The 25,659-nt window shown below is 63.6% G+C and carries 23 protein-coding genes and 1 tRNA gene; 13 read left to right on the forward strand and 11 right to left on the reverse strand.

Annotated features, from left to right (window positions below; translation table 11 throughout):
* Nucleotides 1–15: 15 nt before the first annotated feature.
* Nucleotides 16–1,800 carry a single-stranded-DNA-specific exonuclease RecJ gene (recJ, locus tag AC1D0N_RS21475; RefSeq protein ID WP_477247406.1) on the reverse strand — a complete coding sequence of 595 codons (1,785 nt, stop codon included), beginning with the start codon at nt 1,798–1,800 and terminating at the stop codon, nt 16–18.
* Nucleotides 1,801–1,877: 77 nt separating this feature from the next.
* Here recJ and AC1D0N_RS21480 point away from each other — a divergent pair, with 77 nt between their 5' ends.
* Nucleotides 1,878–2,264, forward strand: coding sequence for a hypothetical protein (locus tag AC1D0N_RS21480; RefSeq protein WP_477247408.1), 387 nt, complete (start codon nt 1,878–1,880; stop codon nt 2,262–2,264).
* On the opposite strand, the gene glpX is transcribed toward AC1D0N_RS21480, so the two are convergent.
* The 4 genes from glpX to AC1D0N_RS21500 form a co-directional block, all read right to left on the reverse strand.
* Complete coding sequence (glpX, locus tag AC1D0N_RS21485; protein ID WP_477247410.1) at nt 2,261–3,244, reverse strand: class II fructose-bisphosphatase; 984 nt, start codon at nt 3,242–3,244, stop codon at nt 2,261–2,263. The genes AC1D0N_RS21480 and glpX overlap by 4 nt on opposite strands.
* Nucleotides 3,245–3,388: 144 nt before the next feature.
* Nucleotides 3,389–4,702, reverse strand: a complete 1,314-nt coding sequence (locus AC1D0N_RS21490; RefSeq protein WP_477247412.1) for a homoserine dehydrogenase — start codon at nt 4,700–4,702, stop codon at nt 3,389–3,391.
* Nucleotides 4,703–4,749: 47 nt separating this feature from the next.
* Nucleotides 4,750–5,967, reverse strand: a complete 1,218-nt coding sequence (locus AC1D0N_RS21495; protein WP_477247414.1) for an LL-diaminopimelate aminotransferase — start codon at nt 5,965–5,967, stop codon at nt 4,750–4,752.
* A 54-nt stretch (nt 5,968–6,021) separates the two neighbouring features.
* Nucleotides 6,022–6,489, reverse strand: a complete 468-nt coding sequence (locus tag AC1D0N_RS21500) for a hypothetical protein (protein ID WP_477247416.1) — start codon at nt 6,487–6,489, stop codon at nt 6,022–6,024.
* Between the two features lie 43 nt (nt 6,490–6,532).
* Here AC1D0N_RS21500 and phaC point away from each other — a divergent pair, with 43 nt between their 5' ends.
* The 3 genes from phaC (at nt 6,533) to AC1D0N_RS21515 (ending at nt 10,313) form a co-directional block, all read left to right on the forward strand.
* Nucleotides 6,533–8,368, forward strand: a complete 1,836-nt coding sequence (phaC, locus tag AC1D0N_RS21505; protein ID WP_477247418.1) for a class I poly(R)-hydroxyalkanoic acid synthase — start codon at nt 6,533–6,535, stop codon at nt 8,366–8,368.
* Between the two features lie 326 nt (nt 8,369–8,694).
* Nucleotides 8,695–9,840: a YcbK family protein gene (locus AC1D0N_RS21510; protein ID WP_477247420.1), complete on the forward strand. Its 1,146-nt coding sequence runs from the start codon at nt 8,695–8,697 to the stop codon at nt 9,838–9,840.
* 398 nt (nt 9,841–10,238) lie between these two features.
* Nucleotides 10,239–10,313, forward strand: a tRNA-Glu gene (locus AC1D0N_RS21515).
* A 66-nt stretch (nt 10,314–10,379) separates the two neighbouring features.
* Here the strand turns inward: AC1D0N_RS21515 and AC1D0N_RS21520 are convergent.
* Nucleotides 10,380–10,724 (reverse strand): hypothetical protein, encoded by a 345-nt coding sequence (locus AC1D0N_RS21520; protein ID WP_477247422.1) that lies wholly within the window; start codon nt 10,722–10,724, stop codon nt 10,380–10,382.
* Between the two features lie 89 nt (nt 10,725–10,813).
* Between AC1D0N_RS21520 and AC1D0N_RS21525 the strand changes: the two genes are divergently transcribed.
* From AC1D0N_RS21525 to AC1D0N_RS21535, 3 genes are all read left to right on the forward strand, one after another.
* Complete coding sequence (locus AC1D0N_RS21525; RefSeq protein WP_477247424.1) at nt 10,814–11,104, forward strand: hypothetical protein; 291 nt, start codon at nt 10,814–10,816, stop codon at nt 11,102–11,104.
* A gap of 115 nt (nt 11,105–11,219) precedes the next feature.
* Complete coding sequence (locus AC1D0N_RS21530; RefSeq protein WP_477247426.1) at nt 11,220–11,375, forward strand: hypothetical protein; 156 nt, start codon at nt 11,220–11,222, stop codon at nt 11,373–11,375.
* Nucleotides 11,376–11,436: 61 nt separating this feature from the next.
* Entirely contained in the window at nt 11,437–11,907 is a 471-nt protein-coding gene (locus AC1D0N_RS21535) for a nucleoside deaminase (RefSeq protein WP_477247428.1), read from the forward strand.
* A gap of 13 nt (nt 11,908–11,920) precedes the next feature.
* On the opposite strand, the gene AC1D0N_RS21540 is transcribed toward AC1D0N_RS21535, so the two are convergent.
* The gene (locus AC1D0N_RS21540; RefSeq protein WP_477247430.1) at nt 11,921–12,985 is read right to left on the reverse strand and encodes an autotransporter outer membrane beta-barrel domain-containing protein; all 1,065 of its coding nucleotides are present in this window, start codon (nt 12,983–12,985) and stop codon (nt 11,921–11,923) included.
* Between the two features lie 435 nt (nt 12,986–13,420).
* On the opposite strand from AC1D0N_RS21540, the gene AC1D0N_RS21545 reads away from it, so the two are divergent.
* Nucleotides 13,421–14,860 (forward strand): caspase family protein, encoded by a 1,440-nt coding sequence (locus tag AC1D0N_RS21545; protein WP_477247431.1) that lies wholly within the window; start codon nt 13,421–13,423, stop codon nt 14,858–14,860.
* A 92-nt stretch (nt 14,861–14,952) separates the two neighbouring features.
* Here AC1D0N_RS21545 and AC1D0N_RS21550 read toward each other — a convergent pair whose 3' ends face one another.
* The 4 genes from AC1D0N_RS21550 to AC1D0N_RS21565 all read right to left on the reverse strand — a co-directional run bounded on the left by AC1D0N_RS21550 (nt 14,953) and on the right by AC1D0N_RS21565 (nt 18,469).
* Complete coding sequence (locus AC1D0N_RS21550; RefSeq protein WP_477247433.1) at nt 14,953–15,477, reverse strand: OmpA family protein; 525 nt, start codon at nt 15,475–15,477, stop codon at nt 14,953–14,955.
* Nucleotides 15,478–15,751: 274 nt separating this feature from the next.
* Nucleotides 15,752–16,414, reverse strand: coding sequence for a DUF2161 domain-containing phosphodiesterase (locus AC1D0N_RS21555; protein WP_477247434.1), 663 nt, complete (start codon nt 16,412–16,414; stop codon nt 15,752–15,754).
* Nucleotides 16,415–16,499: 85 nt separating this feature from the next.
* Entirely contained in the window at nt 16,500–17,747 is a 1,248-nt protein-coding gene (locus tag AC1D0N_RS21560) for an ATP-binding protein (protein ID WP_477247436.1), read from the reverse strand.
* Nucleotides 17,744–18,469, reverse strand: a complete 726-nt coding sequence (locus tag AC1D0N_RS21565; protein WP_477247438.1) for a response regulator — start codon at nt 18,467–18,469, stop codon at nt 17,744–17,746. Before AC1D0N_RS21565 ends, AC1D0N_RS21560 begins: the two co-directional genes overlap by 4 nt.
* 210 nt (nt 18,470–18,679) lie before the next feature.
* Here AC1D0N_RS21565 and AC1D0N_RS21570 point away from each other — a divergent pair, with 210 nt between their 5' ends.
* From AC1D0N_RS21570 to AC1D0N_RS21590, 5 genes are all read left to right on the forward strand, one after another.
* Nucleotides 18,680–19,369: a hypothetical protein gene (locus AC1D0N_RS21570; RefSeq protein ID WP_477247440.1), complete on the forward strand. Its 690-nt coding sequence runs from the start codon at nt 18,680–18,682 to the stop codon at nt 19,367–19,369.
* Between the two features lie 130 nt (nt 19,370–19,499).
* Nucleotides 19,500–19,691 (forward strand): hypothetical protein, encoded by a 192-nt coding sequence (locus tag AC1D0N_RS21575; protein WP_477247442.1) that lies wholly within the window; start codon nt 19,500–19,502, stop codon nt 19,689–19,691.
* A complete protein-coding gene (locus AC1D0N_RS21580) occupies nt 19,672–20,829 on the forward strand; it encodes an efflux RND transporter periplasmic adaptor subunit (protein ID WP_477247444.1) in 1,158 nt (385 codons plus the stop codon). Before AC1D0N_RS21575 ends, AC1D0N_RS21580 begins: the two co-directional genes overlap by 20 nt.
* Nucleotides 20,826–23,948 (forward strand): efflux RND transporter permease subunit, encoded by a 3,123-nt coding sequence (locus AC1D0N_RS21585; protein WP_477247446.1) that lies wholly within the window; start codon nt 20,826–20,828, stop codon nt 23,946–23,948. Before AC1D0N_RS21580 ends, AC1D0N_RS21585 begins: the two co-directional genes overlap by 4 nt.
* A 193-nt stretch (nt 23,949–24,141) precedes the next feature.
* Complete coding sequence (locus AC1D0N_RS21590; protein ID WP_477247448.1) at nt 24,142–25,596, forward strand: efflux transporter outer membrane subunit; 1,455 nt, start codon at nt 24,142–24,144, stop codon at nt 25,594–25,596.
* The last annotated feature ends 63 nt before the right edge of the window (nt 25,597–25,659 follow it).

The raw sequence follows: 25,659 nt of genomic DNA on the forward strand, positions 1-25,659 counted from the left end.
TCGCGGGGGCGGCACTCAGGCAGTTGCCGCGTCGGTGATGCGAAACTGCACCGTGCGGTTGCCGTTCCAGTAGTTGCCCGACAGCGACCCCGCGACGTGAACCGTCTTGCCCCGGTTCTTGAACAGGAATTCGCCGAGTGCTGTATCGACGGCGCGAAAGGCGATCGCCTGGATGCGGCCGCCGCTTTCCGATTGCAGCTCGACGCGGATGTGATTGGTGCCGACCGGCCGCGCATCGGCCAGCCGATGACGCGGCAGCGCAAACACCGGCGCGACATGGCCGGCGCCGAACGGACCTGCCTTTTCCAGCGCATCGAGCAGGCCGAGCGTTGCGCCTTCGGCGGCGAGCGCGCCGTCGATCGCCAGGCTTTCCTCGCCCTGCAGCCGGAACACATCGGCCGCCGCGCGCTCCTCGAAGAAGGCTCGCAACTCTCCGAGCTTCGCCCGCTCGACGGTGATGCCGGCCGCCATGGCATGGCCGCCGCCTTTGACGATCAGCCCCGCATCGGCCGCCTCGCGCACCAATCGGCCTAGGTCAAAGCCGGACACCGAACGCCCTGATCCGGTGCCGATGCCATTGGGGTTGAAGGCGATGGCGAAGGCAGGCCGGCGGGCATGGTCCTTGAGCCGCGAGGCAAGCAGGCCGACGATGCCCGGGTGCCAGGTGGTGCTGGCGGTGACGACGATGGCCGGGCCATTGCCGCCGGCAAGCTCGGCATCGGCCTCGGCGCGCGCCTGGGCCAGCATCTCCAGCTCCATCTGCTGGCGCTCCTGATTGAGCCGGTCGAGCGTCTCGGCAATGGTGCGGGCCTCGACCGGATCGTCGGTGGCCAGCAGACGACTGCCGAGTGCGGCGTCGCCGATGCGCCCGCCGGCGTTGATGCGCGGCCCGATCAGATAGGCGAGATGAAACGTGCTGATCGGCTCGCCGATGCGCGACACCCGCGCCAGTGCCGCCAGACCTTCGTTCTTCTGCTGGCGCGCCATCTGCAGCCCCTTGACCACGAAGGCGCGGTTGACCCCGGTCAGCGGCACCACGTCGCAAACGGTGGCCAGCGCCGCCAGATCGAGCAGCGAAAGCAGGTCCGGCGGCGCTGCATCCGGCAAGCGGCTGCGCAGAACCTTGGCCGTCTGCACCAGAGTGAGGAAGACGACGCCGGCGGCGCAAAGATGGCCCTGGCCTGAAAGGTCGTCCTGGCGATTGGGATTGACGACGGCGACCGCCTCCGGCAGCGGGCCGCCGACCTGGTGATGGTCGAGCACCACGACATCGGCGCCGGCCACTTTTGCCGCATCGATGGAAACGGCGCTGTTGGTGCCGCAGTCGACGGTGACGATCAGCGTTGCGCCGCGCGAGACGAGCTCGCGCATGGCTTCCGGATTGGGACCGTAGCCTTCGAAAATCCGGTCCGGAATGTAGATTTCCGAAGGCACCGAGAAATGGCTGAGGAACCGCTTGAGCAATGCCGACGAGGCCGCGCCGTCGACATCGTAGTCGCCGAAGATCGCCACCTTTTCCCTGGTCACGATCGCCTGGGCGATACGGGCGGCTGCCTTGTCCATATCGGTCAGCGAAGCCGGATCGGGCAAAAGCTCGCGGATCGTCGGATCGAGGAAGCGCTCGGTCTCGACGGCGGTCACGCCGCGCCCGGCGAGCACGCGCGCGACGATGTCGGGCACGCCATGGCCTTGCGCGATGGCCAGCGCTGCCATGTCCTGCCGTTCGGTCAACCGGTGTTCCCAGGAAACACCTGACGCGGACTGCCTGACATTGAGGAAGAGGCGTTTTTCGCCGGTCATGCGATCTGCCAGCCCGTGTGTGGCCGCAGGATAGTGCATGTCGCCCAAAAGCGTGCAGCGGTTTTGGGGACAACGACATGCACAAGCAATGTCCTGACCCAGGCAAAGCCAAGCGGTTCGCGGTGATGCGCCTTCTCAGAAGATTTCAAGAAAAACTACGCTTTCCGCTTTTCAGCTTCGCGCCGCAACCATTCGTCGGCTGCTTCGCCCATCGTCTTTTCCGCGCTGTTCTTGAGCCGGGCCATGAAAGGTCGATCGAATTTGAACGCATCGCCGCACTCCTTGATGAAAAAGCGCCGCACGTTCTGGGTGTTGCGATAGGATTTTGTGATGGCGGTCGTGCGCGAAATCGCAGCCGCGTGCCAGTCGAACGATTTCATCTTCATGTCCTTGCGGCCGGATGCACAGGGCTAGCAACTGCACTGTTGCTGCGCAAGAACCAACAGCTTGCTGGGAGCGGCTAGAACTTATCCAGATCCTGGTGGCGCGCCTTGATCTCGCGCACGGTGCGCGATGACGAGCGCAGCACGATGGTGTGGGTGGTGATGGTATCGCGGCCGAACCTGACGCCGTTGAGCAGATTGCCGTCGGTGACCCCGGTCGCCGCAAACAGCACGTCGCCGCGCGCCATGTCTTGGGCCCGGTAGACCCGCTTCGGATCGGTGATGCCCATCTTTGCCGCGCGCGCCAGCTTCTCCGGCGTGTCGAGGATCAGGCGGCCCTGCATCTGGCCGCCGGTGCAGCGCAAGGCTGCTGCCGCCAGCACGCCTTCCGGTGCGCCGCCAGTGCCGAGATAGATATCGATGCCGGTCTCCTCGGGATCGGTGGTGTGGATGACGCCGGCGACATCGCCGTCGCCGATCAGCCGGATCGCTGCACCCGTCGCCCGCACCGCTTCGATCAGCCTGCCGTGGCGCGGCCGGTCGAGGATGCAGGCGGTGATCTCAGAGACCGCAACGCCCTTGGCCTTGGCCAGGTTGGCGATGTTCTCAGTCGGCGAGGCGTCGATGTCGATGACGCCATCGGCATAGCCCGGACCGATGGCGATCTTTTCCATATAGACGTCGGGCGCAAACAGCAGGCTGCCCTTCTCGGCAATGGCGATGACGGCCAGCGCATTGGGCAGGTTCTTGGCGCAGATCGTCGTGCCTTCGAGCGGATCGAGCGCGATATCGACCGACGGACCGATGCCGCTGCCGACCTCTTCGCCGATATAGAGCATCGGCGCTTCGTCGCGCTCGCCCTCGCCGATCACCACCGTGCCCTTGATGGCGAGGCGGTTGAGCTCCTGGCGCATGGCATCGACGGCGGCCTGGTCGGCGGCCTTCTCGTCGCCCCGTCCACGCAATCTGGCGGCCGCGACCGCGGCCCGCTCGGTGACCCGCACCAGTTCCATGGTGAGGATCCGGTCAAGACCGGCGACAATGTTCTGGGCCACATTCATCGGGGGAAGATCCTGGTTGGCACACCGCCTCCCGCCAGAGGCGCGCTTCTTGTGTCAAAGCTCCATGACAACAGCAAGACTTGCGCAAGGCGTTTTTTGAAAGCGCTGCAATATCAATCGATTAAAAGGGAGAGATGACTGGTTTTACCCAGCCCGCTCGATGCGGATGACCTGCGGCTTGTCGGTCAGATGACCATCCTTGGTGATGCCGTCGACAGCCTTGCGCACCGCAGCCTCAGTGGTCTCGTGGGTAACCAGGATCACCGTCTTTTGCGCATCCGTCTCGCCGCTGACCGCATGCTGCACGATCGATTCCAGCGAAATGTCATTGTCGGCCATGCGCTTGGCGATCGCGGCAAAAACGCCGATGCGGTCATGCACGGTCAGCCGGATGAAATAGCCGCCGGCATGGCTGCGCATCTGCGCTTTCTTGTAGGGCTTCAGTTCCTTTGCAGGCAGGCCGAAGACCGGACCGTGCTGGAAGCCCGGCCGGCTCTTGGCGATATCGGCGATGTCGCCGACCACCGCCGACGCGGTGGCATTGCCGCCGGCGCCGGGACCCGAGAGCAGCAGCTCGCCCAAAATGTCGGTTTCGATGGCCACCGCATTGGTGACGCCATGCACCTGCGCGATCACTGAAGCCGTCGGCACCATGGTCGGGTGCACACGCTGTTCGATGCCGCTTTCGGTGCGCTGGGCGACGCCCAACAACTTGATCCGGTAGCCGAGATCGGCGGCGGCACGGATGTCGGCCTGGCTGATGTTGGAGATGCCTTCCATGTAGATGTCATTGGCGGCGATCCTGGTGCCGAAGGCCAGGCTGGTCAGGATCGACAGCTTGTGCGCGGTGTCGTGGCCCTCGATGTCGAAGGTCGGATCGGCTTCCGCATAACCCAGCCGCTGCGCGTCCTTCAGGCAGGCGTCGAACGAGATGCCTTCGGCCTCCATGCGGGTCAGGATGTAGTTGCAGGTGCCGTTGAGAATGCCGAAGACGCGGGTCACCGAATTGCCGGCCATCGCCTCGCGCATCGTCTTGATGACCGGAATGCCGCCGGCAACCGCCGCTTCGTAGTTGAGCAGCACGCCCTTCTTCTCGGCGATCTCGGCAAGTGCCACGCCATGCTTGGCCAGCAGCGCCTTGTTGGCGGTGACGACATGGCGGCCGGCTTCAAGCGCTGCCTTGACCGCCGACCGCGCCGGCCCCTCGTCGCCACCGATCAGTTCGACAAAGACGTCGATATCGGCGGTCTGCGCCATCTTGACCGGATCGTCGAACCACTTGGCCATGCTGAGATCGATGCCGCGGTCGCGCTTGGGGTCGCGGGCCGACACTGCGGTTACAATGACGTCGCGTCCGCACTGGCGCGTCAACTCCGCCGCCTTGTCGCGCAGCACGCGCGCCACCGAGGCGCCAACGGTGCCGAGACCGGCAATTCCAACACGCAACGCTTCAGCCATGTCCGGCGACGCCCCTCAAAAATTCTGTCGATGTGATATCAGCCAACTCAACGATGCGCGGCGAGCGGCACAACATTGTTGGGCTGCTTGGCGCTGGACGCCAGGAAGCGCTTGATGTTGCGCGCCGCCTGCCGGATCCGGTGCTCGTTCTCGACCAGCGCGATGCGCACATGGTCGTCGCCATGCTCGCCGAAGCCCACGCCCGGCGCCACCGCCACGTCGGCGTGCTCGATCAGAAGCTTGGAGAACTCCAGCGAACCGAGATGCTTGAACGGCTCCGGGATCGGCGCCCAGGCAAACATTGACGCCGCCGGTGCCGGAATGGTCCAGCCGGCGCGGCCAAAGGCATCGACCATCACGTCGCGGCGCTTGTGATAGATGTCGCGCACCTCGGCGATATCGGCGCCATCGCCATTGAGCGCGTGCGCGGCCGCCACCTGGATCGGCGTGAAGGCGCCGTAGTCAAGATAGGATTTGACCCGCGTCAGTGCCGAGATCAGCCGCTCATTGCCAACGGCAAAGCCCATGCGCCAGCCGGGCATGGAAAAAGTCTTCGACATCGAGGTGAACTCGACGCAGACGTCGATGGCGCCCGGCACCTGCAGCACCGAGGGCGGCGGATTGCCGTCGAAATAGATCTCCGAATAGGCAAGGTCCGACAGGATGATGATGTCGTTCTTCTTGGCGAAGGCAACCACGTCCTTGTAGAAATCGAGCGAGGCGACCAGCGCCGTCGGGTTCGACGGATAGTTGAGGATCAGCGCCAAAGGCTTGGGGATCGAATGGCGAATGCCGCGTTCCAGCGCCGGAATGAAACCGTCATCCGGTTCGACCTGCAGCGAGCGGATGACGCCGCCCGACATGATGAAGCCGAAGGCGTGGATCGGATAGGTCGGGTTGGGGCACAGGATCACGTCGCCGGGCGCGGTGATCGCCTGCGCCATGTTGGCAAAGCCTTCCTTCGAGCCCAGCGTCGCCACCACTTGCGTGTCGGGGTTCAGCTTCACGCCGAAGCGGCGGGCATAGTAATTGGCCTGGGCGCGGCGCAGGCCCGGAATGCCGCGCGACGACGAATAGCGGTGGGTGCGCGGATCGCGCACGACCTCGCACAATTTGTCGACGATGGCCTTCGGCGTCGGCAGGTCCGGATTGCCCATGCCAAGATCGATGATGTCGGCGCCGCGCGAACGGGCGCTGGCCTTCAGCCGGTTGACCTGCTCGAAGACGTAGGGCGGAAGCCGGCGGACCTTGTGAAATTCTTCCATGTCAGTTCCAGACGATTAACGGGGCAAAAGGTGGTTTCGGCGCGCGATATAACCCTATTTGCAGGTAGGGTCGAGGGCGGGGTCGCATTTGGCTTCGATCTGCTTCAGCGTTTCGTCGCCGTGATTCTTCGCCAGCGTGTTCAGAGCCGCTGGGCTCGTGCCCTGGACCTTGCCGCCCTTGCCCAGTTGCGCCTGCTGGCTGGCCTTCAGTTGGGCGAGCTTGGCGTTGCGCTCTTCAGGGGTGAGTTGCTGCGCCGCCACCTGCGGCGGGATGTTCAAATTGGGATAGGAGCCGGTGTCCTTCGGGCCGTCAACGCCGGCGACCGTTGTCGCGCTGCCTGTGTCGCTGCTGGCGCAGCCACCGGCGGCCAGCAAGGCCCCGCCTGTGGTCACCATGATCACCGCGGCAGCGATGCGGCAAAAACGACCGGTCCCCGAAAAAACAGTCTCGCCAATATTAATCGTCATATTGTTTTCCTGGCAGCCGGGGTAGAGCGTGTTGGACCCGGTCAGATGTCCCATGTTAATATGTCAAGAAAACGCCCCGGGAGGAACCCCGCGAACCATGTCCAAAACACCCGATTCGGGCAAAGCGGAAGATGGCGGACCCTCGACCGTCGAGCAATATCTGGTGAAGGACCCGGAACGCTTCGCCCTGAACATGGCGCGCATGATCGAACAGGCCGGCAAGGCAGCCTCCGCCTGGGCCGAGCCGCGCGAAAAGGGTGAGGTGCGCGACCACGTCGCCGAACCCGTCGTCGACATGGTCAAAACCTTCTCCAAGCTCAGCGAATACTGGCTTGCCGATCCGCAGCGCGCGCTGGAAGCACAAACGCGGCTGTTCGGCGGCTACATGACCGTCTGGGGAAACGCCATCCAGCGCATCAATCCGGGCACCGAAGGCCCTGACGATGCGGTCAAGCCCGAACGCGGCGACAAGCGCTTCCAGGACCCGGAATGGGGCCGCAACGCTTTCTTCGATTTCCTCAAGCAGGCCTATCTCGTCACCTCGCGCTGGGCAGCCGAACTGGTCGAGCACGCAGAAGGCCTCGACGAGCACACCCGCCACAAGGCCAGCTTCTACGTCAAGCAGGTGTCCAACGCCATCTCGCCGTCGAACTTCATCCTGACCAATCCGGAGTTGTTTCGCGAAACGGTCGCCTCGAACGGCGAAAACCTGGTGCGCGGCATGAAGATGCTGGCCGAGGACATCGCCGCCGGCAAGGGTGACCTGAAGCTGCGGCAGGCCGACTACTCGCCCTTCGAGATCGGCAAGAACGTCGCGACGTCACCCGGCAAGGTGGTCGGCCGCAGCGATGTCGCCGAGATCATCCAGTACGATCCCTCGACCGAAACCGTGCTCAAGCGTCCGCTGCTGATCTGCCCGCCCTGGATCAACAAATACTACATCCTCGATCTCAACCCGCAGAAATCCTTCATTCGCTGGGCAATCGAGCAGGGCCACACCGTCTTCGTCATTTCCTGGATCAATCCCGACGAGCGCCACGGCGCCAAAGGCTGGGAGGCCTACATTCGCGAGGGCCTGCAATACGGCCTCGATATGGTCGAAAAGGCCACCGGCGAGAAGGATGTCAACGCCATCGGCTATTGTGTCGGCGGCACGCTGCTCGCGGCAGCATTGGCCCTGCTGGCGCAGGAAGGCGACAACCGCATCAAGTCGGCGACCTTCTTCACCACGCAGGTCGACTTCACCCATGCCGGCGACCTGAAAGTGTTCGTCGACGAGGACCAGGTGGCGGCTGTCGAGAAATCGATGAACGAAAAGGGTTATCTCGACGGCACGAAGATGGCGACCGCCTTCAACATGCTGCGCTCGGGCGACCTGATCTGGCCCTATGTCATCAACAACTACATGCGCGGCAAGGATCCCCTGCCCTTCGACCTGCTCTACTGGAACGCCGATTCCACCCGCATGGCGGCGGCCAACCATTCCTTCTACCTGCGCAACTGCTATCTCGAGAACAATCTGACGCGCGGCGTGATGGAACTGGCAGGCCGTGTTGTCTCGCTCGCCGACGTCACCATCCCGGTCTACAATCTGGCATCAAAGGAAGATCACATCGCGCCGGCGCTTTCAGTGTTTCTCGGTTCGCAATATTTCGGCGGCGACGTCGAATATGTGATGGCCGGTTCGGGCCATATTGCCGGCGTCGTCAACCCGCCGGCAGCCAAGAAATACCAGTACTGGACCGGCGGCAAACCGGTGGGCGATTTTGCCCAGTGGTTTGCCAACGCGGTGGAGCATCCCGGCTCCTGGTGGACGCACTGGCAGCACTGGATCGAGACCCAGGACGACACACGCGTGCCTGCCCGCAAACCCGGCAAGCATATGAAAACCTTGGGCGATGCGCCGGGAACCTACGTCAAGGTGCGTGTGTAACGGACTGTAACGTCTGGTGAGTTGACGGGCCGGTAAAAGAGGGCGAAATGGTGGCGTCAACCATCAAGCGGCCTCAATTCGCCTCTAGCCACCGAATAAGTTGAAGGCATGCAGATTTGACACAGGTCTCGTTTCCGGTTTGGGAACATGGGTTATTGGGACGAGGCGTCTAGACGCCGGGCCAACAACCTACCGGCCGGACACCGAGGGGGAATTTAGTTTTGAAATCAGCAGGTTGGCGTCTCGCACGAAGGGAAAGCCGCAGCATTGCGGCAGCGCTTTTCTCCGTGCTCCTGGCCTCCTGCACCTCTGCCGGCGATCCCACAATGTCTGTTGGCATGCCCGGCTACAACGCCACCTCGGCTGATATGAAAGCGGCCTCCACCGCGGCGCCGGCAATAGCAACTGATTCGTCCGTGCAGGTGACGTCAGCCTCGTCGGAGGCGGCATCGACCGTGATGAGCGAGGGAGACACTCCTTTGCCTGAAAAGGTCGCCTATGTGCCGGTGACCAAGCCGGGAGCGGCCTTCCCCATCAACGTGCCTGCCGGTGCCGACACCATCGCCGGCCAAACGCCGCAGTCGCTGGTGCAGCCGGCGCAGACCGCTGAAGAGACCGACGCGGTGGCGCAGAAGATCGCTGCCGCCAATGCCAGCGCCATTGCGCCAAAGTCGGAGGCCAACGCCGCCCCGGCGATGAACAACCCTGTCTATGTGACCGCTGGCGAGCCGCCACAGGCGCAGATCAATGCGCCGAAGAAAGGCTTCCTCGCCTCGCTGTTCAGCACCACGCCTGCCTCGGCGGCGCCCTCGCCGCTGGTCAACACGCGCTCCGGCGAGCAGCCCGCTGTGGTTGCTCAAGCCAACGCGGCGCCGGCAAAGCCGATCATCACGCTGGCCTCCGCCAGTTCGGCCGACAAGCCGGTGCAACTGGCGTCGATCGGTGACGAGACCGGCCACATCACCGGTAGCGATGCCTTGCCCGGCGTGCGCCAGACGGCCTTGTTCGAAATCAAGCGCAAATCCGGCCTCGACGACGAGAGTGACGTCGACCTGAACGAGGATGAAGGCTCGGGCGGCGCCTATCAGGTGGCATCCGCCGCCGGCCTCGCGCGGCTGGCACCCAACGGCCTCCTGAAGCAGAACGAGAGCGTCGACGTCGCCTGCCTGAAGCCATCGCTGGTGCGCGTGCTGAAGACCATCGAAGGCCATTACGGCCGCAAGATGATCGTGACATCAGGCTATCGCGATCCGGCCCGCAACCGCCGCGCCAATGGTGCCAAGAATTCGCTGCACATGTATTGCGCCGCAGCCGACATCCAGGTTCCCGGCGTCTCGAAGTGGGAACTGGCGAGTTATCTGCGCACCATGCCCGGCCGCGGCGGCGTCGGCACCTACTGCCACACCGAATCCGTCCACGTCGATGTCGGCCCCGAGCGCGACTGGAACTGGCGCTGCCGCCGGCGCAGCTAGTAGCGACGGCTAGTTTCCTCGACATAAGCCGAGGCCTCCCCGACTTCGTCATCCTTGGGCGTAGCGACGCGAAGCGGAGCGCAGACCCAAGGATCCATGCCGGAACCTCAGCCGGAGAGCGCAACGGAACAGAATTCTGCACCGTTGCAACGCCTCGAAGTCACGGCATGGATTCCGGGGTCTGCGCCGCGTCGCTTCGCTCCTTGCTCCGCCCCAGAATGACGAATGCGAGGGGGCGTTCAGCTGATCTCCAGAGATGTGCGACTACGAGAGGCCAGAAGCCCGTGCCCGGCTCACTGAAGTGCGGTTCTTGCCCCTTTCTGAAAAAAGTTGCCGGATGTTGGGGCTGATGGGTTGCCGGTTGCCAACAACGCAATTATAAGCCGCTTCGTCTGAGCGCGCCCATCGTCTAGCGGTTAGGACACCGCCCTTTCACGGCGGTAACAGGGGTTCGATTCCCCTTGGGCGTACCAGAAAAATCACTGAATCCGTCGCACGGCCACATCGCCGACGTTGTCGCGCTCGGCGATAGACTGCGCTCAATCAAGAAATTCGATTTTCTTGAAAGACATCATTTCCCCCATGACATTGCCGCTGTCGTCGAATTGCTGTGCTTTCCCGACGGTGACAGTGACCCGCTTTCCCTTGTAGCGGCGCGGCATCGCCACCTGCTCGTTCCAGGTCCTGCATTGCGGCGCGACACACAGGCCGACCTGCTCGGCCTTCTTGCTGTCGACGATAGTCAGATAGCAGTTGTCGCCACATTCGAAGTCGCGAATTTTGCCTGTGATCGTCTTGTCCTTGGCCAACGAGGGTGTCGCCTGCGCCAGCACGCACGCGGAGACGAAAAGGGCGAGAGCCAAGGGTGAGGACATTTGTTTCATCCAGGCAGCCTGACGCAAGCAGCTTAGGTGCGCAAGCGGTTCTGCGGATGAGCCAAAGCAGCCAATCACCCTTGGTCCTGGACTGCCGCTTGCTGGCCCGGATCATGATCACCGCCGGTTCAGCGGCGTCTGCCGTATGGACTCAATCGTTGAATGGAAGCACTCTGTCCCTGGGGAGAAGGGGGCATATGGCCGGGAAAAAAGTGATCGCAGTCAAAGACTGGACTTGCGGAATGAGCGACGAGATCGGCCGTGTGGTGCTGACGATCAACCCGACCGAGGGTGAGCCGATCCTGGTTTTGATGACGATCTTCCAGGCAGCAAAAATGGCCCAGGAATTGCGGTCGCCGAAACCCGTTTCCTTCCTATCCCCTCGATGAGTCCAAGCCGGCGGCAGACTATATTAGCAATCGCTTGCTTTTGGAAAAGAGCAGGATCATGCTCTGCCCCACGGCGTGAGGAGGCCACCAGGATAATGGTGGAAAGGGGTACGTCATGGAATCTGTTTGCTACGTCCAAAATGACATCTGTCTGTTGTCGCTCTTCGCCAGCATCACGATGGCGTTTCTCGTCATGGCACCGTTCGCAGCTACGCGCCTGCTGGTGTTGAGGATGCGCAAAGACGCTATCGGGAAATTTCAGCCGGCCTGATTTCCCTCATGAGGGAAGATTTCGGATGCGAGCAGTTCAATCGCTGGAGTAGGATTTTCCCATGACCCGCGATCAGATGCTCGCCCATCTCCGATCCGCCGACGCCGTCGCGCGCGAGGCGGCGATGCATGGGCATCATCCCTTCGGCGCCGTTCTGGTCGGACCCGACGACCGTATCCTCATGCGCCAAGGCAATCTCGACACGGTGCGCCATGCCGAGACCGAGCTCGCCCGCCGCGCCGCGGCGGCCTACCCGGCGGATTTCCTGTGGACCTGCACGTTGGTCTCGACCGGCGAGCCCTGTGCCATGTGCACCGGGACGCTCTACTGGGCGAATATCGGCCGCTTGGTCTATGGTTTCGAGGAGGCGAAGCTCCTGGAACTCACCGGGGATCACGCGGAGAATCCGACGATGAGCCTCTCCTCGCGCACCGTGCTCGGCTCCGGCCAGAAACAGATCGAGGTCGTTGGCCCCGTCCCCGAGATCGAGGACGAGCTCCTCGCCCCGCACCGCGATTTCTGGAAGCGCTGACGCGGTGGTCAAGTCAGAAGGCGATCTTGAGGCCCAGTTTGCCACTGATGGTTGAACTGTCTTCTGACCACTTGCCGCGGATTTCACTGCTGAGCGTGGTCGATTGTGTCATTTTCAGATTGAAGCCGGAGGATAGCGCCACGGAGAAGTCCGCGTCGTCGAACTCACTCTCCACACCGTCAACGCTTGCGGTGTTGGAATAGCCGAAGCGCTGCTGCAGATCCGCTCGCGCATAGGGGCTGATGACCATGCCGTTTCCGAGCTGAAAATCGGCGTAAATTCCAGGCTCGAACTTGACCGCGCCAAACGACAGTCGGCTCTTTCCGTACTCAGTGCCGAAGTCGCTCGTGTATGCGTCACCGGTAAAGGTAACGCCCAGCAATCCACCACGCAGGTCGAAGCGCACCCGATCGGTCAAGTTGAAGATGCGGCCGATCGAACCTGTTACGGCATAGCCTTGCGTGTCGTAGCTGCCGTCATTGCGACTGACGTCCGTGTTGCCCAGGAAGGCCGAGGCGGCGACGAGCGCATAGCTCGTGCCGTGACGATAGAGCCCATAGCCGCCGAACATGCCGCTTTTGTTGGTCGCGTCACCGACACCGGAAACATCTACACTGACGTCAGCCGAAGCATAACCGCCGAACAGGCCCAGGTTCAATCCGTGCTCATGGTCGAAACCGAAATGCTTTGCCGCATTGAAGTCAACGCTGACGGCAGCGGAGAATTCGTCGACGTCGAAGCTCCGCCCAACAAAGGCGCCAAAATCGCTCGAAACGGTGAAGCCGTCATGCTCGGTGTGGGCAAGCTGGCCCGAAGCGAAAACGCCGAATGGTGAAGACTGAGCCGGCGGAGCCGCTTTTGCCGGGCTGACATCTCCCTCGACGATCTCGTCAACGATATTGTGAAGCGCATCCAGAGACGTGTCGACGATCGCGCCGTTGGCCACCCCGCCAAGATAACAGCTGGTATCTAGGCCCTCGGAGACGCAAGCATTGGCCTTCGAAGGCACGAAGACCAATGCAGCGCCGATCGAGAACACGCTGGTGCACAGTCGCAAAGGCCAACTCTTTGCATTCATTGTCCCGTTCCCTGCCTACTGCGATATCAGACTTGAACATCAAGGCATGCGGAGTGCAGATGAACTATGAAGCATCTCACTGACTGCGGTAGATGTGAGAGCAACAGTTGCTCCATAGTTGGCAAGGAGCATAACATCTTATGTCCAGTGAGGATATGGTTTCGTCTGCATCGCTGGGTTGCGGCGTGCCGAAATGGCCGTGGAACCACCGTCCGGCTGAGTTCGATGGCGCGCGCCCCGAGAAAATGGGCACGGCCAGATCCAAGGCAGGTCGCGTCCGTCCCCCTCTCGAGATGGTTTCTGGCTTTGACATGTCTTCTGGTGTAAAATTCCTTGTCTTCGGAGGCGCGGGTTCCGGCGCCCGAGAGGGATGGCGTCAGTCGGCGGACACTTCGGCGACTCGAAGATTGTCGCACGCTGAAACGGGCTCGTGACATGACCTATAGTCACTACCTGCGCATCGCGGCAGTTCTGCTGGTTTCGTTTTTCGGACCGATCTGCGTTCAAGCGGCGGTCGAGGGAGAACAGTCGCCGCAGCCAGGCAAGCGGCTCGCCATCATCATCGGTAATTCCGAGTACCAGAGCGCTCATCTTCAACGTCTGACCAATGCTGTAAACGACGCCAGAAGACTTTCCGAAAGCCTGAAAAGGCTGAAGTTCGATGTACTGATCGGAACCGATCTTTCGTCTGACGGGTTTGCCAGGCTTTTTCAGGAAGCCGACGGCAAGCTTGCCGCCGCCAGTGCGGTGCTCATCTTCTATGCCGGCCACGGCGTGCAGCTTCAAGGTGAGAACTACCTGCTGCCGATCGATACACCCGATGCCAAGAACCTGGGGGAATTGACTGCGCGCGCAGTCAGGCTCAACGATGTGATCTCAAGGTTTGCCAGCCGAGAACGGCAGACCTTCGTTTTTCTTGACGCCTGCCGAAACAACCCTATGGGCAAAGGCGCCAGCGTTATGGATGGCCTCGCGCAGGTCGAGGTGGGCGAAAATACGTTTATTGCCTTTGCGACCCAGCCCGGCAACACCACGGTCGACGGATCGGGGGCCAACAGCCCCTTCACCACGGCTCTGCTGAAGAACGTCGAGATCCCTGGGCTCAGCATTTCCGACATGATGATCCGCGTCCGCAACGAGACCGAAGCACTCACTCTTGGTCATCAGGTCCCATGGGATCAGTCGAACCTTCGCGAGCAGTTTTATTTCACGGAGCAGCAAGAGCTCGATCCGGCTCAGCTGAGCGCCAGCCTGTCACGCATTCTGTCGGATCCCGTCGCCAAGGAAAAGCTGCAGGTCGAGCTTGCTTCCAACGACCTGCAGACAGCGGTGCTTATCGTCGGGCAGACATTGCGATCGGTCGAGATGTCGCCGCCAGCGGGCGTCTCAGCCAAGCCGAGCGGCACGCAGGTGGCCAGCCTTGAGGGGGCCCGGCAGAGCGTCGTCTCCGGCCTTGAAGCACTGATCGTCGGTACGTCGACCGGCGAAACGGATCCCGAAAAAGCGACTGATCTCGCACGCAGCATACAGACGGAATTGCGCCGCCTGGGCTGCTATCGGACGACGGTCGACGGAAGTTGGGGCAAGGGCTCCATCCGCGCTCTCACCAACTACTACAGGAATACGAGGCGAACAGCGTCGACGACCGAACCGAGCGTCGAACTCCTGAGCGACCTGTTTTTGCACTCCGGCCGAGTCTGCAAGGATCCCGTCGTCGTGCAGAGGACCAAGCCGGCGAGGGTTTCGGTAGATGCGGCTCCGGCGCGCAAAGACGCGACGAGCCGGAGAACTGCCCCCCCGAAATTGCAATCTTCGCGCCCCGCAGCTCCTCCTCCCGACATCAGTGGCGGAGTTGGGATTGGCGGTGTGTTTTAGCACCAGCCCACAATCGCTGGCGATATCCAACGGCCGACATGACGTAGCGCGACGGGGGCTTTCGATAAGATGCAGCCCTGTCGGTTGCAAAACTATTGCGGGTTTATCCGCATCTCGACCCGTCGGTTGACCGGGTCATAGGGATCGGGGACCCGTGGATGGGTAGCGCCGAGGCCAATCGCTCTGACTCGTGAGGGTTCAATTCCACTCGACAAGAGGAATGCCGTCACCGATTGCGCCCGCCGCTCCGAAAGTGCTTGATTGTAGGTCGGCGAGCCCGAGGCGTCGGTGTGGCCCTCAACGACGAAGGTTTGTGCCTTCAGGCGATTGTCTTTCAACGCCTTGGCAAATTCGCTGAGTTTGGCTTGCGCCTCCGGCATTAGTTCAGAAGAATTGAGGTTGAAATTGATCGACATGTCGAGTCCGGTTGGCATCGACGTATCGGCCTTGCTCTTGCACTCATCTTCAGTGCCCAAACATATTCCACGCAATGGACCCAGATCGGATGCATTGGCGAAAAACTTGATGATATCCTCTGACGATTGGACCTGGCCCGCAAACGAATTCGAAGACACCAGTACAGTTGCCAGAGCGAAGATCGAAATGCTTACCCGCATAGTCGCCTCCAGTTTTGGAAACCGACATCACGATCAGGGTGTACCATTAAGTCCGGAGCGCGTGGCGGTCAACTAAACGCCAGTTGCAATGAGCCGAGAACCCCAGGTTCAGCCAGTCCAGATGGATGAATCCGGCTCCCAAGTCGATCATCGCAGAAAGACCACTATTTCGCATCCGCTGCCCGGGATATGTGATGGAGCTCACATCCAGGCAAAAACTTGCTTGTTGCCGTCGAAGCTCAAAGCCACAGCCAGTCAATCATCATCCCTGGCATCATCCCTGGTCATTTACCGCCTGCGGCCAGCGCAGCAAGGCGGCGCGGCCGCCTTCGGTGAGCGCATAGACCCCGCGCTCGGCCCTGGCGAACCATCCATAGACATTGTCGAGCAGGATGCTGGCGGCGCGAGGCGAAATGGTTTTCAGGTCGCGCGGGCGCTTCGGGCCGTCCGCCATCGCGGCGGCGCAGGCCAGCGCATCCTGGCGGTAGGCGGTCATGATCGGTGCTCGCGAACCGCCGCCGACCACCGGATCGCCGCGCCGGCGCTGGTGCTCGTTCATCAGCCGCGAGCGACGCTTGGGGTCGCGCCGTGGCGGCAGAGCGGCCGGGCTGAGCAACAATTCGACATGGCCGGTGTCGCTGACGGCCAGCAGCCCGAAGCCGAGCCGCCGGCACAGCGCGCGAAAACGGCGATCATGCTCACGGCCCTTGCCCGACATGCGCGCCGCCAGCCAGACCTCGTCGCAGGCCGCCGCGCGATCGACGCCCTGCAGAACCAGTTCGAGGTTGAACTGCAGTTTGAGTTCGCAGATGACCAGCACTGGCGGTTCGCCGTCGCGCAATCCGACAATATCGCAGCCGCCGACTTCGCCTTTGACGGTGAATTCGAGGCTCTCGAGAAACCGCTTCACCGGGATGTAAAGAGATGTCTCCTGCATGCGGCAGGCATAGCCGATTCGGACCGGGCTGGCACAGCATTGCCGAAAGGCCCGCCGGCTGGCGACACCGGTGCTTGGCGATCAGTCACGACGCGGCGTCGAAAACCACCTTCTGCGAAAGCCCGCCGCCGGGGCGGTTTTGCAATGTGATGGTTCCGCCATAGCGCTCGATGATTTCTCTGGCGATGGCAAGCCCGAGGCCGGCGCCGGGAACCGACTGCCGGCGGCCCGGATCGACGCGAAAGAACGGCTCGAACGCCTTGTTCAGCAGTTCCGGCGGAATGCCGGGACCACGGTCGTCAATGGTAAGGACGGCCTGACCGTTCGTGGCCGACAGCGACAGACTGCAACCCTTGCCGTGCGTGGCGGCGTTGACGATCAGGTTGCGCAAGGCGCGGCGCAGGCCAAGCGCGCCGGCCCGCACCGAGACCTCGTCCAGATGGCCGATCGATATCGCATGCCCGAGTGACGTCATTTCGATTTCGAGATCGCGCACCAGCCCTTCCAGGGCTATCGGTTCGACTGCATCCTGGTCGACCTCCTCGCGCACCAGCCGGATGGCGCTGTCGGCGATGCGGTCGAGTTCGTCGAGATCGTGAAGCCATTTTTCGCGATCCTCGTCGAGGAATTCGGCGCGCAGCCGCATGCGCGTCATCGGCGTCCGGAGATCGTGCCCGGCGGCGGCGACCAGCCGCATACGGCTTTCCATGGCCGTCTTCAGCCTGGCAGAAAGCTGGTTCAGGGCACGCGCCGTCGCCTTGACTTCCGCCGACCCATCTTCCGGCAGCGCCGCCAGGACGCCGTCCGACCCGATCTTGCTGACCGCGGCTTCGATCATTTCGAGCGGCCTGATGAGCACCGCGGCGAAATAGACCGACACGGCGGTGGCGCCGAGCACGATCAGCGTGATCCAACCCGCGAGCACGAACCAGACGTCTCTCGGCGGGCCGAAATCGGGGACGTCGACAATCATCCAGCGCTTGTCGGGCAGTGCGACGGACGCAACCATGCCGGGCTTGTCGGCAGCGCGGCTGACGACGGCTGAAAGATCAAGGCCCATCTCGTGCATGATATGGTTGAGCACATGGCTGTGCCGCTGGTCCTCGACACCGTCTGCAGGATGATCGCTGAGATTGATCGGGGCGTCGGCCGCGCCTGCCACATGGCCCGGGACGAGTTGCACCATGAGCTGGATCTGTCGCGCAACCGGCCCCATGGTCAGTTCGGGGGATGGTCCGCCGAGCAATTTGATCGCGGCGATGGTCGCGAGGCCGACGACGCCGACGATCGAGACAAGCAGCAGGATGATCAGGCGCCGACGCAGCGAATTCATGCCTCGGCCTCCGCCGTCTCGACGCGCGCAGTGAGCTGGTAGCCGCCATTGCGCACCGTCTTGAACAGAGGCCCTTCGCCCAGATCGCCGAACTTGCGGCGCAGCCGGCTCATCAGCACATCGACGGAGCGGTCAAGTGGATCACGCTCACGGCCTTGCGTCAGATCAAGCAGTTGGTCGCGCGACAAGAGCCGGCCGGGACGGTCAAGGAAGACCTGCAGCAAATCGAATTCGGCGCCGGTGAGATCGACGAGCTCACCCTCGGCATCCGTCACCTTGCGGGTGTCGGGCTCCAGCCGATAGCCGGCGAAGTGGTAGACGCGCACACGAGGCGGGGCCGCCGCCTCCGGCGTCGAGCGGCGCAGCACCGCGCGAATGCGGGCGGTGAGCTCGCGCGGATTGAACGGCTTGCCGAGATAGTCGTCGGCGCCAAGCTCCAGCCCGATGATGCGGTCGACATCCTCCTTCAGCGCCGTCAGCAGGATCACCGGAATATGCGGCTTGCGGTCACGCAAGGCGCGGCAGATATCGAGCCCCGACCCGTCGGGCAGCATCACATCGAGCACGATCAGGTCGAACTGGCCCGAGCCAAGCTTCTGCTCGCATTCGCGCCGGTCCGCCGCCATCGAGACGCGAAAACCCTGGCCGTCGAGATAGCGCCCAAGAAGCGTCCTGATCTCACGGTCGTCATCGACGACAAGGATATGGGATTGTGCCTGCATTCTACCGTCTGCCTGTTCGCTGCCAATTATAGGGAGAGCCGACGACAAGCGGCATGGAAAATTGCAACCGAATGTTTCCGGCGGGCCAACAGAAACATTCGGAAACAAATCTCCTCTTTGTGGAAACCTTCGGCAACGCGCCGAAGCAAAGCGGCAAAAAACGCCTCCTATCCTCCAGCCATCCGAAGCATGCAGGAAAGGATTTACGTCATGCGCAGCAGACTTTTTGCCCTCGGCCTCTTCTCTATGGCAGTCATTCACCCAGCGCTTGCCGCGCAGCCCAACCCTGGCGTGGCCTCAGGCGACGAGCCCCCGGTGGTGGCGCAGGACGACGGCGGCAACCAGGATCCTATGCCCTGGCCGCACCGGCCGATGCGTCACGGACCGCAACGTTTCGGACCGGAAGGTTTTGGCCCGCAGCATTTTGGCGCACAACGCATGGGACCGCCGCCGGAATTCATGCTCGCTGCCCGGCTTTCGGCGCTTGAGACCAAGGTCGGCGTGCGGTCCGAGCAGCTCGACGCCTGGCGCGACTACACCAGCGCGCTGCAGGCGATGCTGGCGCCGCCGAAGTCCGATCATGGTCCAGGTGGCACCGGAGGGCGCAGCCCCAATGCCGAAAACCCCGGCAATGGCGATCGCGATCCCTTCGCCTTTCAGGAGCAACTGGCTGACGACGTTACGCAGCGAGCGGTCGCTGCCGGCAGACTGAAGGAGGCGATTGCCGCACTGCGCGCCAAGCTGACGCCGGAGCAACTCGAAATCCTCGCTTCGGCGGAACGGCCGCACGGACCACCCCCCGGTCCATGGGGCAGCCCGCCGGACGACGCAGCCGGTCCCGGAGGTCTGCCTGGCTATGACAGACAGCTCCCGCCACCCCCGAATGGTGAGCAACTCTGACCGACTGCGCCGGCCGGCCCGCTGACCCACCCGTTCTCGGGCCGGCCGGACTCTTTTCTCCTGGAAAACGGCAGGCCGGTTCGCCTCGCCGCCATCGAACAACGGAAGCACGACAATGTGGGAAGCCTTGATGATGCTGCGGCTGATCGCGTCGATGGGGCCGCCGTCCTTTCCTGCCGGCCATGCCACCCGCGCCACGCCGCTGGCCCTGCCGGCGGATACGCTGCAGGGCGCGATCCGGCTGAGCTTTTCCGCCTACCGTTTGTCGCTTCCGATTTCCGCACGCTTGAGCACCAGAAATCATGACCAAAAAATTGCGTAAGAGCCATCTCCTCCTGGTAGCAGTGCTGGTCGCGGCCGGCGTCGTCGCCATGCTCAAGGCCTATGGCCGCGGCACGGCCGAACCAACCGCGCCGACGGCTGCGCCCGTTCAGGCCGCCACGCTGACCGTTTCCGTCGAGACAGTCCATTCCGAAGCCGTCACATCTTCCGTCAGCGCCACCGGCACGGTCGCCGCCTGGCAGGAAGCAACCATCGGCGCGGAAGAAAGCGGGCTGCGCCTGACCGACATTCTGGTTGCCGAAGGCGACCATGTGCGGGCGGGCGATGTCGTCGCTCGGCTCGACGCATCGCTGCTGAAGGCCCAGCTCGCCGAGCAGAAGGCCGCGGTCACGCAGGCCCAGGCAACGCTGGACTCGGCGATCTCCTCCGCCGCCCGTGCCGACAAGCTGCTCGCCAGCAACGCAGTGAGCGCCGAGACGGCGGAAGAAAAGGCGACGGCCGTCAAGACCGGCCAGGCTCAGGTCGAGCAAGCGAAGGCCGCGGCAGACCGACTGCAGGCCGAACTCGACCGAACCACGATCCGCGCCTCCTTCGACGGCACCGTCTCCAGCAAGCCCGCCGTCGCCGGCTCGATCGTCCAGGCCGGCACCGAGCTGATGAAGATCATCCGCGACGGCAGGCTGGAGGTCGGCGTGCTCGTCCCGGAAAAAGACCTGGCATCGATCTCGATCGGCCAGCCGGCGAGCGTCGTCGACGCTTCCGGTCGCACCTTCTCCGGCAGTGTTTCCTCGATCGCCGAGACGGTCAACTCGACCACGCGGCTTGCCACCGTCTATGTCTCGCTGGGCGAAGGCTCCGGCCTGAAGTCAGGCATGTTCGCCCGCGTCTCGATAGCCACCGCCGCATCGCAACAGCTGAGCGTCGCCGAAGCAGCCCTCGTCTGGCATGACGGCAAGCCGGCGGTCTTCGTCGTCGACGCTGCAGGCAAAGCCAACGCGCGGGCCGTCTCAACCGGCGCACGCCAGGGCGGCCGGGTCGCCGTCGAAAGCGGCCTGTCGGAAGGCGATCATGTCGTCATCGCCGGCGCCGGCTTCCTCAGCGACGGCAATTTGGTGCGTGTCGCCACCAGCGAGGCGGATGCCGGCGCTGCCGCGCCTGCGTCGGAGGCAGCCCAATGAACGCCATTTCCTCCTGGTCGATCCGCAACCCGGTTCCGACCATCGTACTATTCCTGTCGCTGACGATCGCCGGCCTTTACGGCTTCATGCAGCTGCGCACCAACAACATGCCCGACATCGACCTGCCGACGGTCACCGTGACGGTTGCGCAGCCGGGTGCCGCGCCAAGCGAGATGGAGGTGCAGGTCGCGCGGGTGGTCGAGAACGCCGTGGCGACGCTTGAAGGCGTCGACGACGTCTCGACGTCGATTAGCGAGGGCTCTTCCGTCACCACCGTCGAGTTCACCCTCGGCACCGATCCCGAGACCGCCACCAACGATGTTCGCAACGCCGTATCCGAGGTGCAGTCCAGCCTGCCGGCCGCGGCCCAGACGCCGGTGGTGGCCAAGATCAACGCCACTGGCAATTCGGTGCTGACCTATGTGGTCGAGGCACCGACCATGTCGCCCGATGCGTTGAGCTGGTACATCGACAACGACGTCGCCAAGGCCCTGCTTGGCGTCGATGGCGTCTCCAAGATCACCCGTTCCGGCGGTGTCGACAGGGTGATCCGTGTCGAACTCGATCCTGACCGCCTGGCAGCGCTCGGCATCAGCGCCGGCGACGTCAGCCAGACGCTCGCCTCCAACAACGTCAACCAGCCGGGCGGCCGTACTGCCATTGGCGGGCAGGAGCAGTCCGTGCGCACGCTGGCCAGTGCCGCGAGCGTCGAGGCTCTGGCCGACACCCGCATCGCGCTGTCCGGCGCCGGTGACGTCAAGCTCTCCGATCTCGGCACGGTGGTCGACAGCTGGGAAAAGCCGCGCCAGGCGGCCTATCTCGACGGGAAGGAAGTCGTCGCCTTCAACGTCTACAGGTCGGTCGGCTCGAGCGAGATCGACGTCGTCAAGGCCGCGCGCGCCGTCATCGCCGACGTGGGGGCCAAGACCACGACGGCGAAATTCACCGAAGTCACCTCCTCGTCCGGCTTCGTGCAGGAGAGCTACGACGCGGCTCTCGAGGCGCTGTGGATGGGTGCCCTGCTTGCGGTCGGCGTCGTCTGGCTGTTCCTGCGCGACATCAGGGCGACGCTGGTATCGGCGGTCGCCATGCCGCTGTCGCTGATCCCGACCTTCGCGGTGATGGCGGCATTCGACATCTCGCTCAACAACATCACCTTGCTCGCTCTGTCGCTGGTGGTCGGCATCCTCGTCGACGACGCCATCGTCGAGATCGAAAACATCGTGCGCCATATGCGTGAGACCGGCGCCAGCGCCTACGAGGCGGCGATCGAGGCCGCCGACGAGATCGGGCTGGCCGTCGTGGCGACCACCGCGACCATCGTCGCCGTGTTCCTGCCGGTCGCCTTCATGGCCGGCATTCCCGGAAAATTCTTCTTCTCGTTCGCCGTCGCCGTCTGTGTCTCGGTGCTGTTTTCGCTTTTGGTGGCGCGCATGCTGACGCCGTTGATGGGCGCCTATCTGGTACGCGCCGGAGGCCACAGCGAGAGCGATACGCCGGCCTGGGTGCCGTCCTATCTCTGGCTGCTGCGCAAGGCGCTGAACCACCGCTGGATCACGCTCTTCGCCGGCATCGCCTTCTTCGCCGGCTCGATGGCGCTGGCGACGAAATTGCCGACCGAATTCATGGCAGCGACCGATCGCGGCCGCTCGATGATCTCCGTCGAACTTCAGCCGGGCTCGACGATCGTGCAGACGACAGCTGTGGTGCAAAGCATCACCAAGCGCCTCAGGGGTGACCCGGCCGTCGACAGCATCTTCGCCACCATCGGCACGGCCGCCGCCTCGGGCGGCGGGCCGAACCAGAGCTCGAGCTCGGCCGAGGTGCGCACCGCCGCCGTCACCGTCAATTTGAAGCCGCGTACCGAGCGCACGGTGAGCCAGCAGGAATTCGAGGCCGAGGCGTCACCCAGGTTGAACGACATTGCGGGCGCTCGCATTCAGTTCGGCGCCGACGGCTTTTCCGGTGCCAAAGTGTCGATCACCCTGGTTGGCGACGATGGCACAGCACTCGAGAAGGCGAGCGACGCGCTGATCGACCAGATGAAATCGGTCCCGGGACTGATCAACCCGACCTCGACCGCCGCCACCACCAAGCCGGAACTGATCGTGCGCCCCGACAGCGCCAAGGCGGCCGAGCTCGGCATCACGCCTACCGAGATCGCCGCGACGGTCAAGATCGCCACCATCGGCGATACCGACACCAGCCTGGCGAAATTCAACCTCGGCGACCGCCAGGTGTCGATCGTCGTGACGCTGCCGGACGGCGCCATCGACGATCCGGCGAAGCTCGCCGTGCTGCCGCTGACCGGCAGCAAGGGCACGGTGCCGCTTGGCGCCGTTGCCGACATCGGCTTCAACGCCGGTCCGAACAGCATTACGCGGGTTGACCGCAGCCGCAGCGCCACCGTCGAGGCTGACCTTTCCGGCCTCACCCTTGGCGAGGCGACGACGGCCATTCGCGCCTTGCCGGCAATGCAGAAGCTGCCGGCCGGCGTGCACGAGCTGGCGCGCGGCGACGCCGCCCGCATGCAGGAGCTGTTCAGCGGCTTTGCCACGGCCATCGCCGCCGGTATCCTGCTGATGTACCTGACGCTGGTTCTGCTGTTCCGCAGCTTCGTGCAGCCGGTGACCATTCTGGTCGCACTGCCGCTGTCGGTCGGCGGCGCGCTCGGCTTGCTGCTGATCACCGGCAAGGCGCTGGGCGTGACGCCGCTGATCGGCCTTTTGATGCTGATGGGCATTGCGGCAAAGAACTCGATCCTGCTCGTCGAGTATGCGCTGGTGGCCGAAAAGGAGCGCGGCCTGAGGCGCTTCGAGGCGCTTCTCGACGCCGCCCGCAAGCGCGCACGCCCGATCGTCATGACCTCGATCGCCATGGGCGCCGGCATGCTGCCGATCGCGCTCGGCATCGGCGCCGATGCCGAGACCCGCGCGCCGATGGCCATCGCCGTGGTCGGCGGTCTGCTGTCCTCGACCGTGCTCAGCCTCGTCTACGTGCCTGTGGTCTACACCTTCATGGACGACATCCAGCGCTTCCTCGCCCACCATCTCGGCAAACTGCTGGTGGAGCGATCCGACACCGACCGGCAAGCGGCGGATGCCCAGACTGCAAGCTGATCAATCAAGGCAGCACGCCCAATCATGGCTTCGTTACCGCTCCACGGCGGTCTCACGAATGCCCCGAGGGGTGCCGTATCGACGAATGCCGGGTCGGGAGCCAATCCGAGTTGAGGATGAGAGTATGACGAGTAAGGACTGCAAGGGCCGGAGCCGAAGCTCGGCGCCGGCAAAACAGCCGGCCTGGAGGCAAATGAGCGTCGTCGTGCTGACGGCGACCGCACTGGCCGGCTGCGTCGTCGGCCCGGACTATCAAAAGCCGCTTCTGCCGATGCCGGCGGCATGGAGCAGCCAAAAGAGCGGCGCACCCGCCAGGCCGGCGCAACTGTCGAAATGGTGGCAGCGGCTGCGCGACTCCGAATTGAACGCGCTTGTCGAAGAAGCTGTTGCCGGCAATCTCGACGTCGCCACCGCCAGGGCCAGGATCCGTGAGGCGCGCGCCAGCTATCGCCAGATCGCTGCGAGCCTGTTCCCGTCCGCCGACAGCTCCGGATCGGCGACGCGCATCAAGACGGCTGCGGCCACATCGGGCGGGACCGCGAGCGATGCCTACAGCCAGTTCCAGTCCGGTTTCGACGCCAGCTGGGAACTGGACCTGTTCGGCGCCAACCGCAGGAGCGTCGAGGCCGCCCGCTATGGGCTTGATGCTTCCGAGGAGGAATTGCGCTCGACGCTGCTGACCCTGATCGGCGATGTCGCGTCCAACTACATCCAGGCGCGCGGCTATCAGGCGCGGGCTCAACTCGCCCGCCGCGCGGCCGCATCACAAGGCCAGACCGCCGCACTGACCCGCACCATGGCCGAAGCGGGCTCGGCAACTGCGGCCGATGTCGCCAAGGCCATGGGTCAGGCAAGCAGCACCGAGGCCGATGTCCCGACGCTGGAGGCGAGCTATGCCGAAGCGGTGCATCGGCTTTCGGTGCTTACCGGCCGCCCACCGGCGGCCCTGGGCGAGCGGCTGAAGCGCGGTGCGCCGATCCCGGCACCGCGCCTGCCTATCCCCACCGGCATTCCAGCCGACATCCTGCTCGCGCGGCCGGACGTGCGCATGGCGGAGCGGCAATATGCCGAATACACCGCCAAGATCGGCCAGGCCGAGGCGGCGCGCTATCCCTCAGTCAGCCTGACCGGCAATATCGACACCTCGGCCTTCAAGCTTGGCGATCTCGGCAAGAATTCCACCATCGGCTGGTCTTTTGGGCCGACGCTCAGCGTGCCGCTGTTCAATGCCGGCAAGCTGCAGGCTGCCGCCGAGGTGGCGAAAGCCCAGCGCGACCAGTATTTCATCGCCTACAGGGCATCGGTGCTGACGGCACTGGAAGACGTGGAAAACGCCAGCGTTTCCCTGTCGCAGGAGCGCATCAGGAAAGGCAGGCTTGCTTCTTCCGCGAAATCCTACGGCGACGCCGCGCGCCTCGAAGCCACGCTCTACAAGTCCGGCGAGACCAGTCTCCTCGACGTGCTTGACGCACAGCGGTCGCTCTATTCGGCCGAAGACAATCTCTTGCAAAGCCGCGTGTCGATCGCCACCGACTACATCGCGCTCAACAAGGCGCTCGGCGGCGGCTGGGACGGCGCAATCGACACAGCCAGGCCGGAGATCGTCGATGTCAAGACCGGCCCGCGGCTGGTGTCAAATGCTCAGTAAGATCCAGCGCCAAACGCTTGCGTCGTCACCTGTCGAGCGAGTGCAGGGACAGGTGGGGCGACC

The sequence above is a fragment of the Mesorhizobium sp. P2_E10 genome (assembly GCF_056404235.1).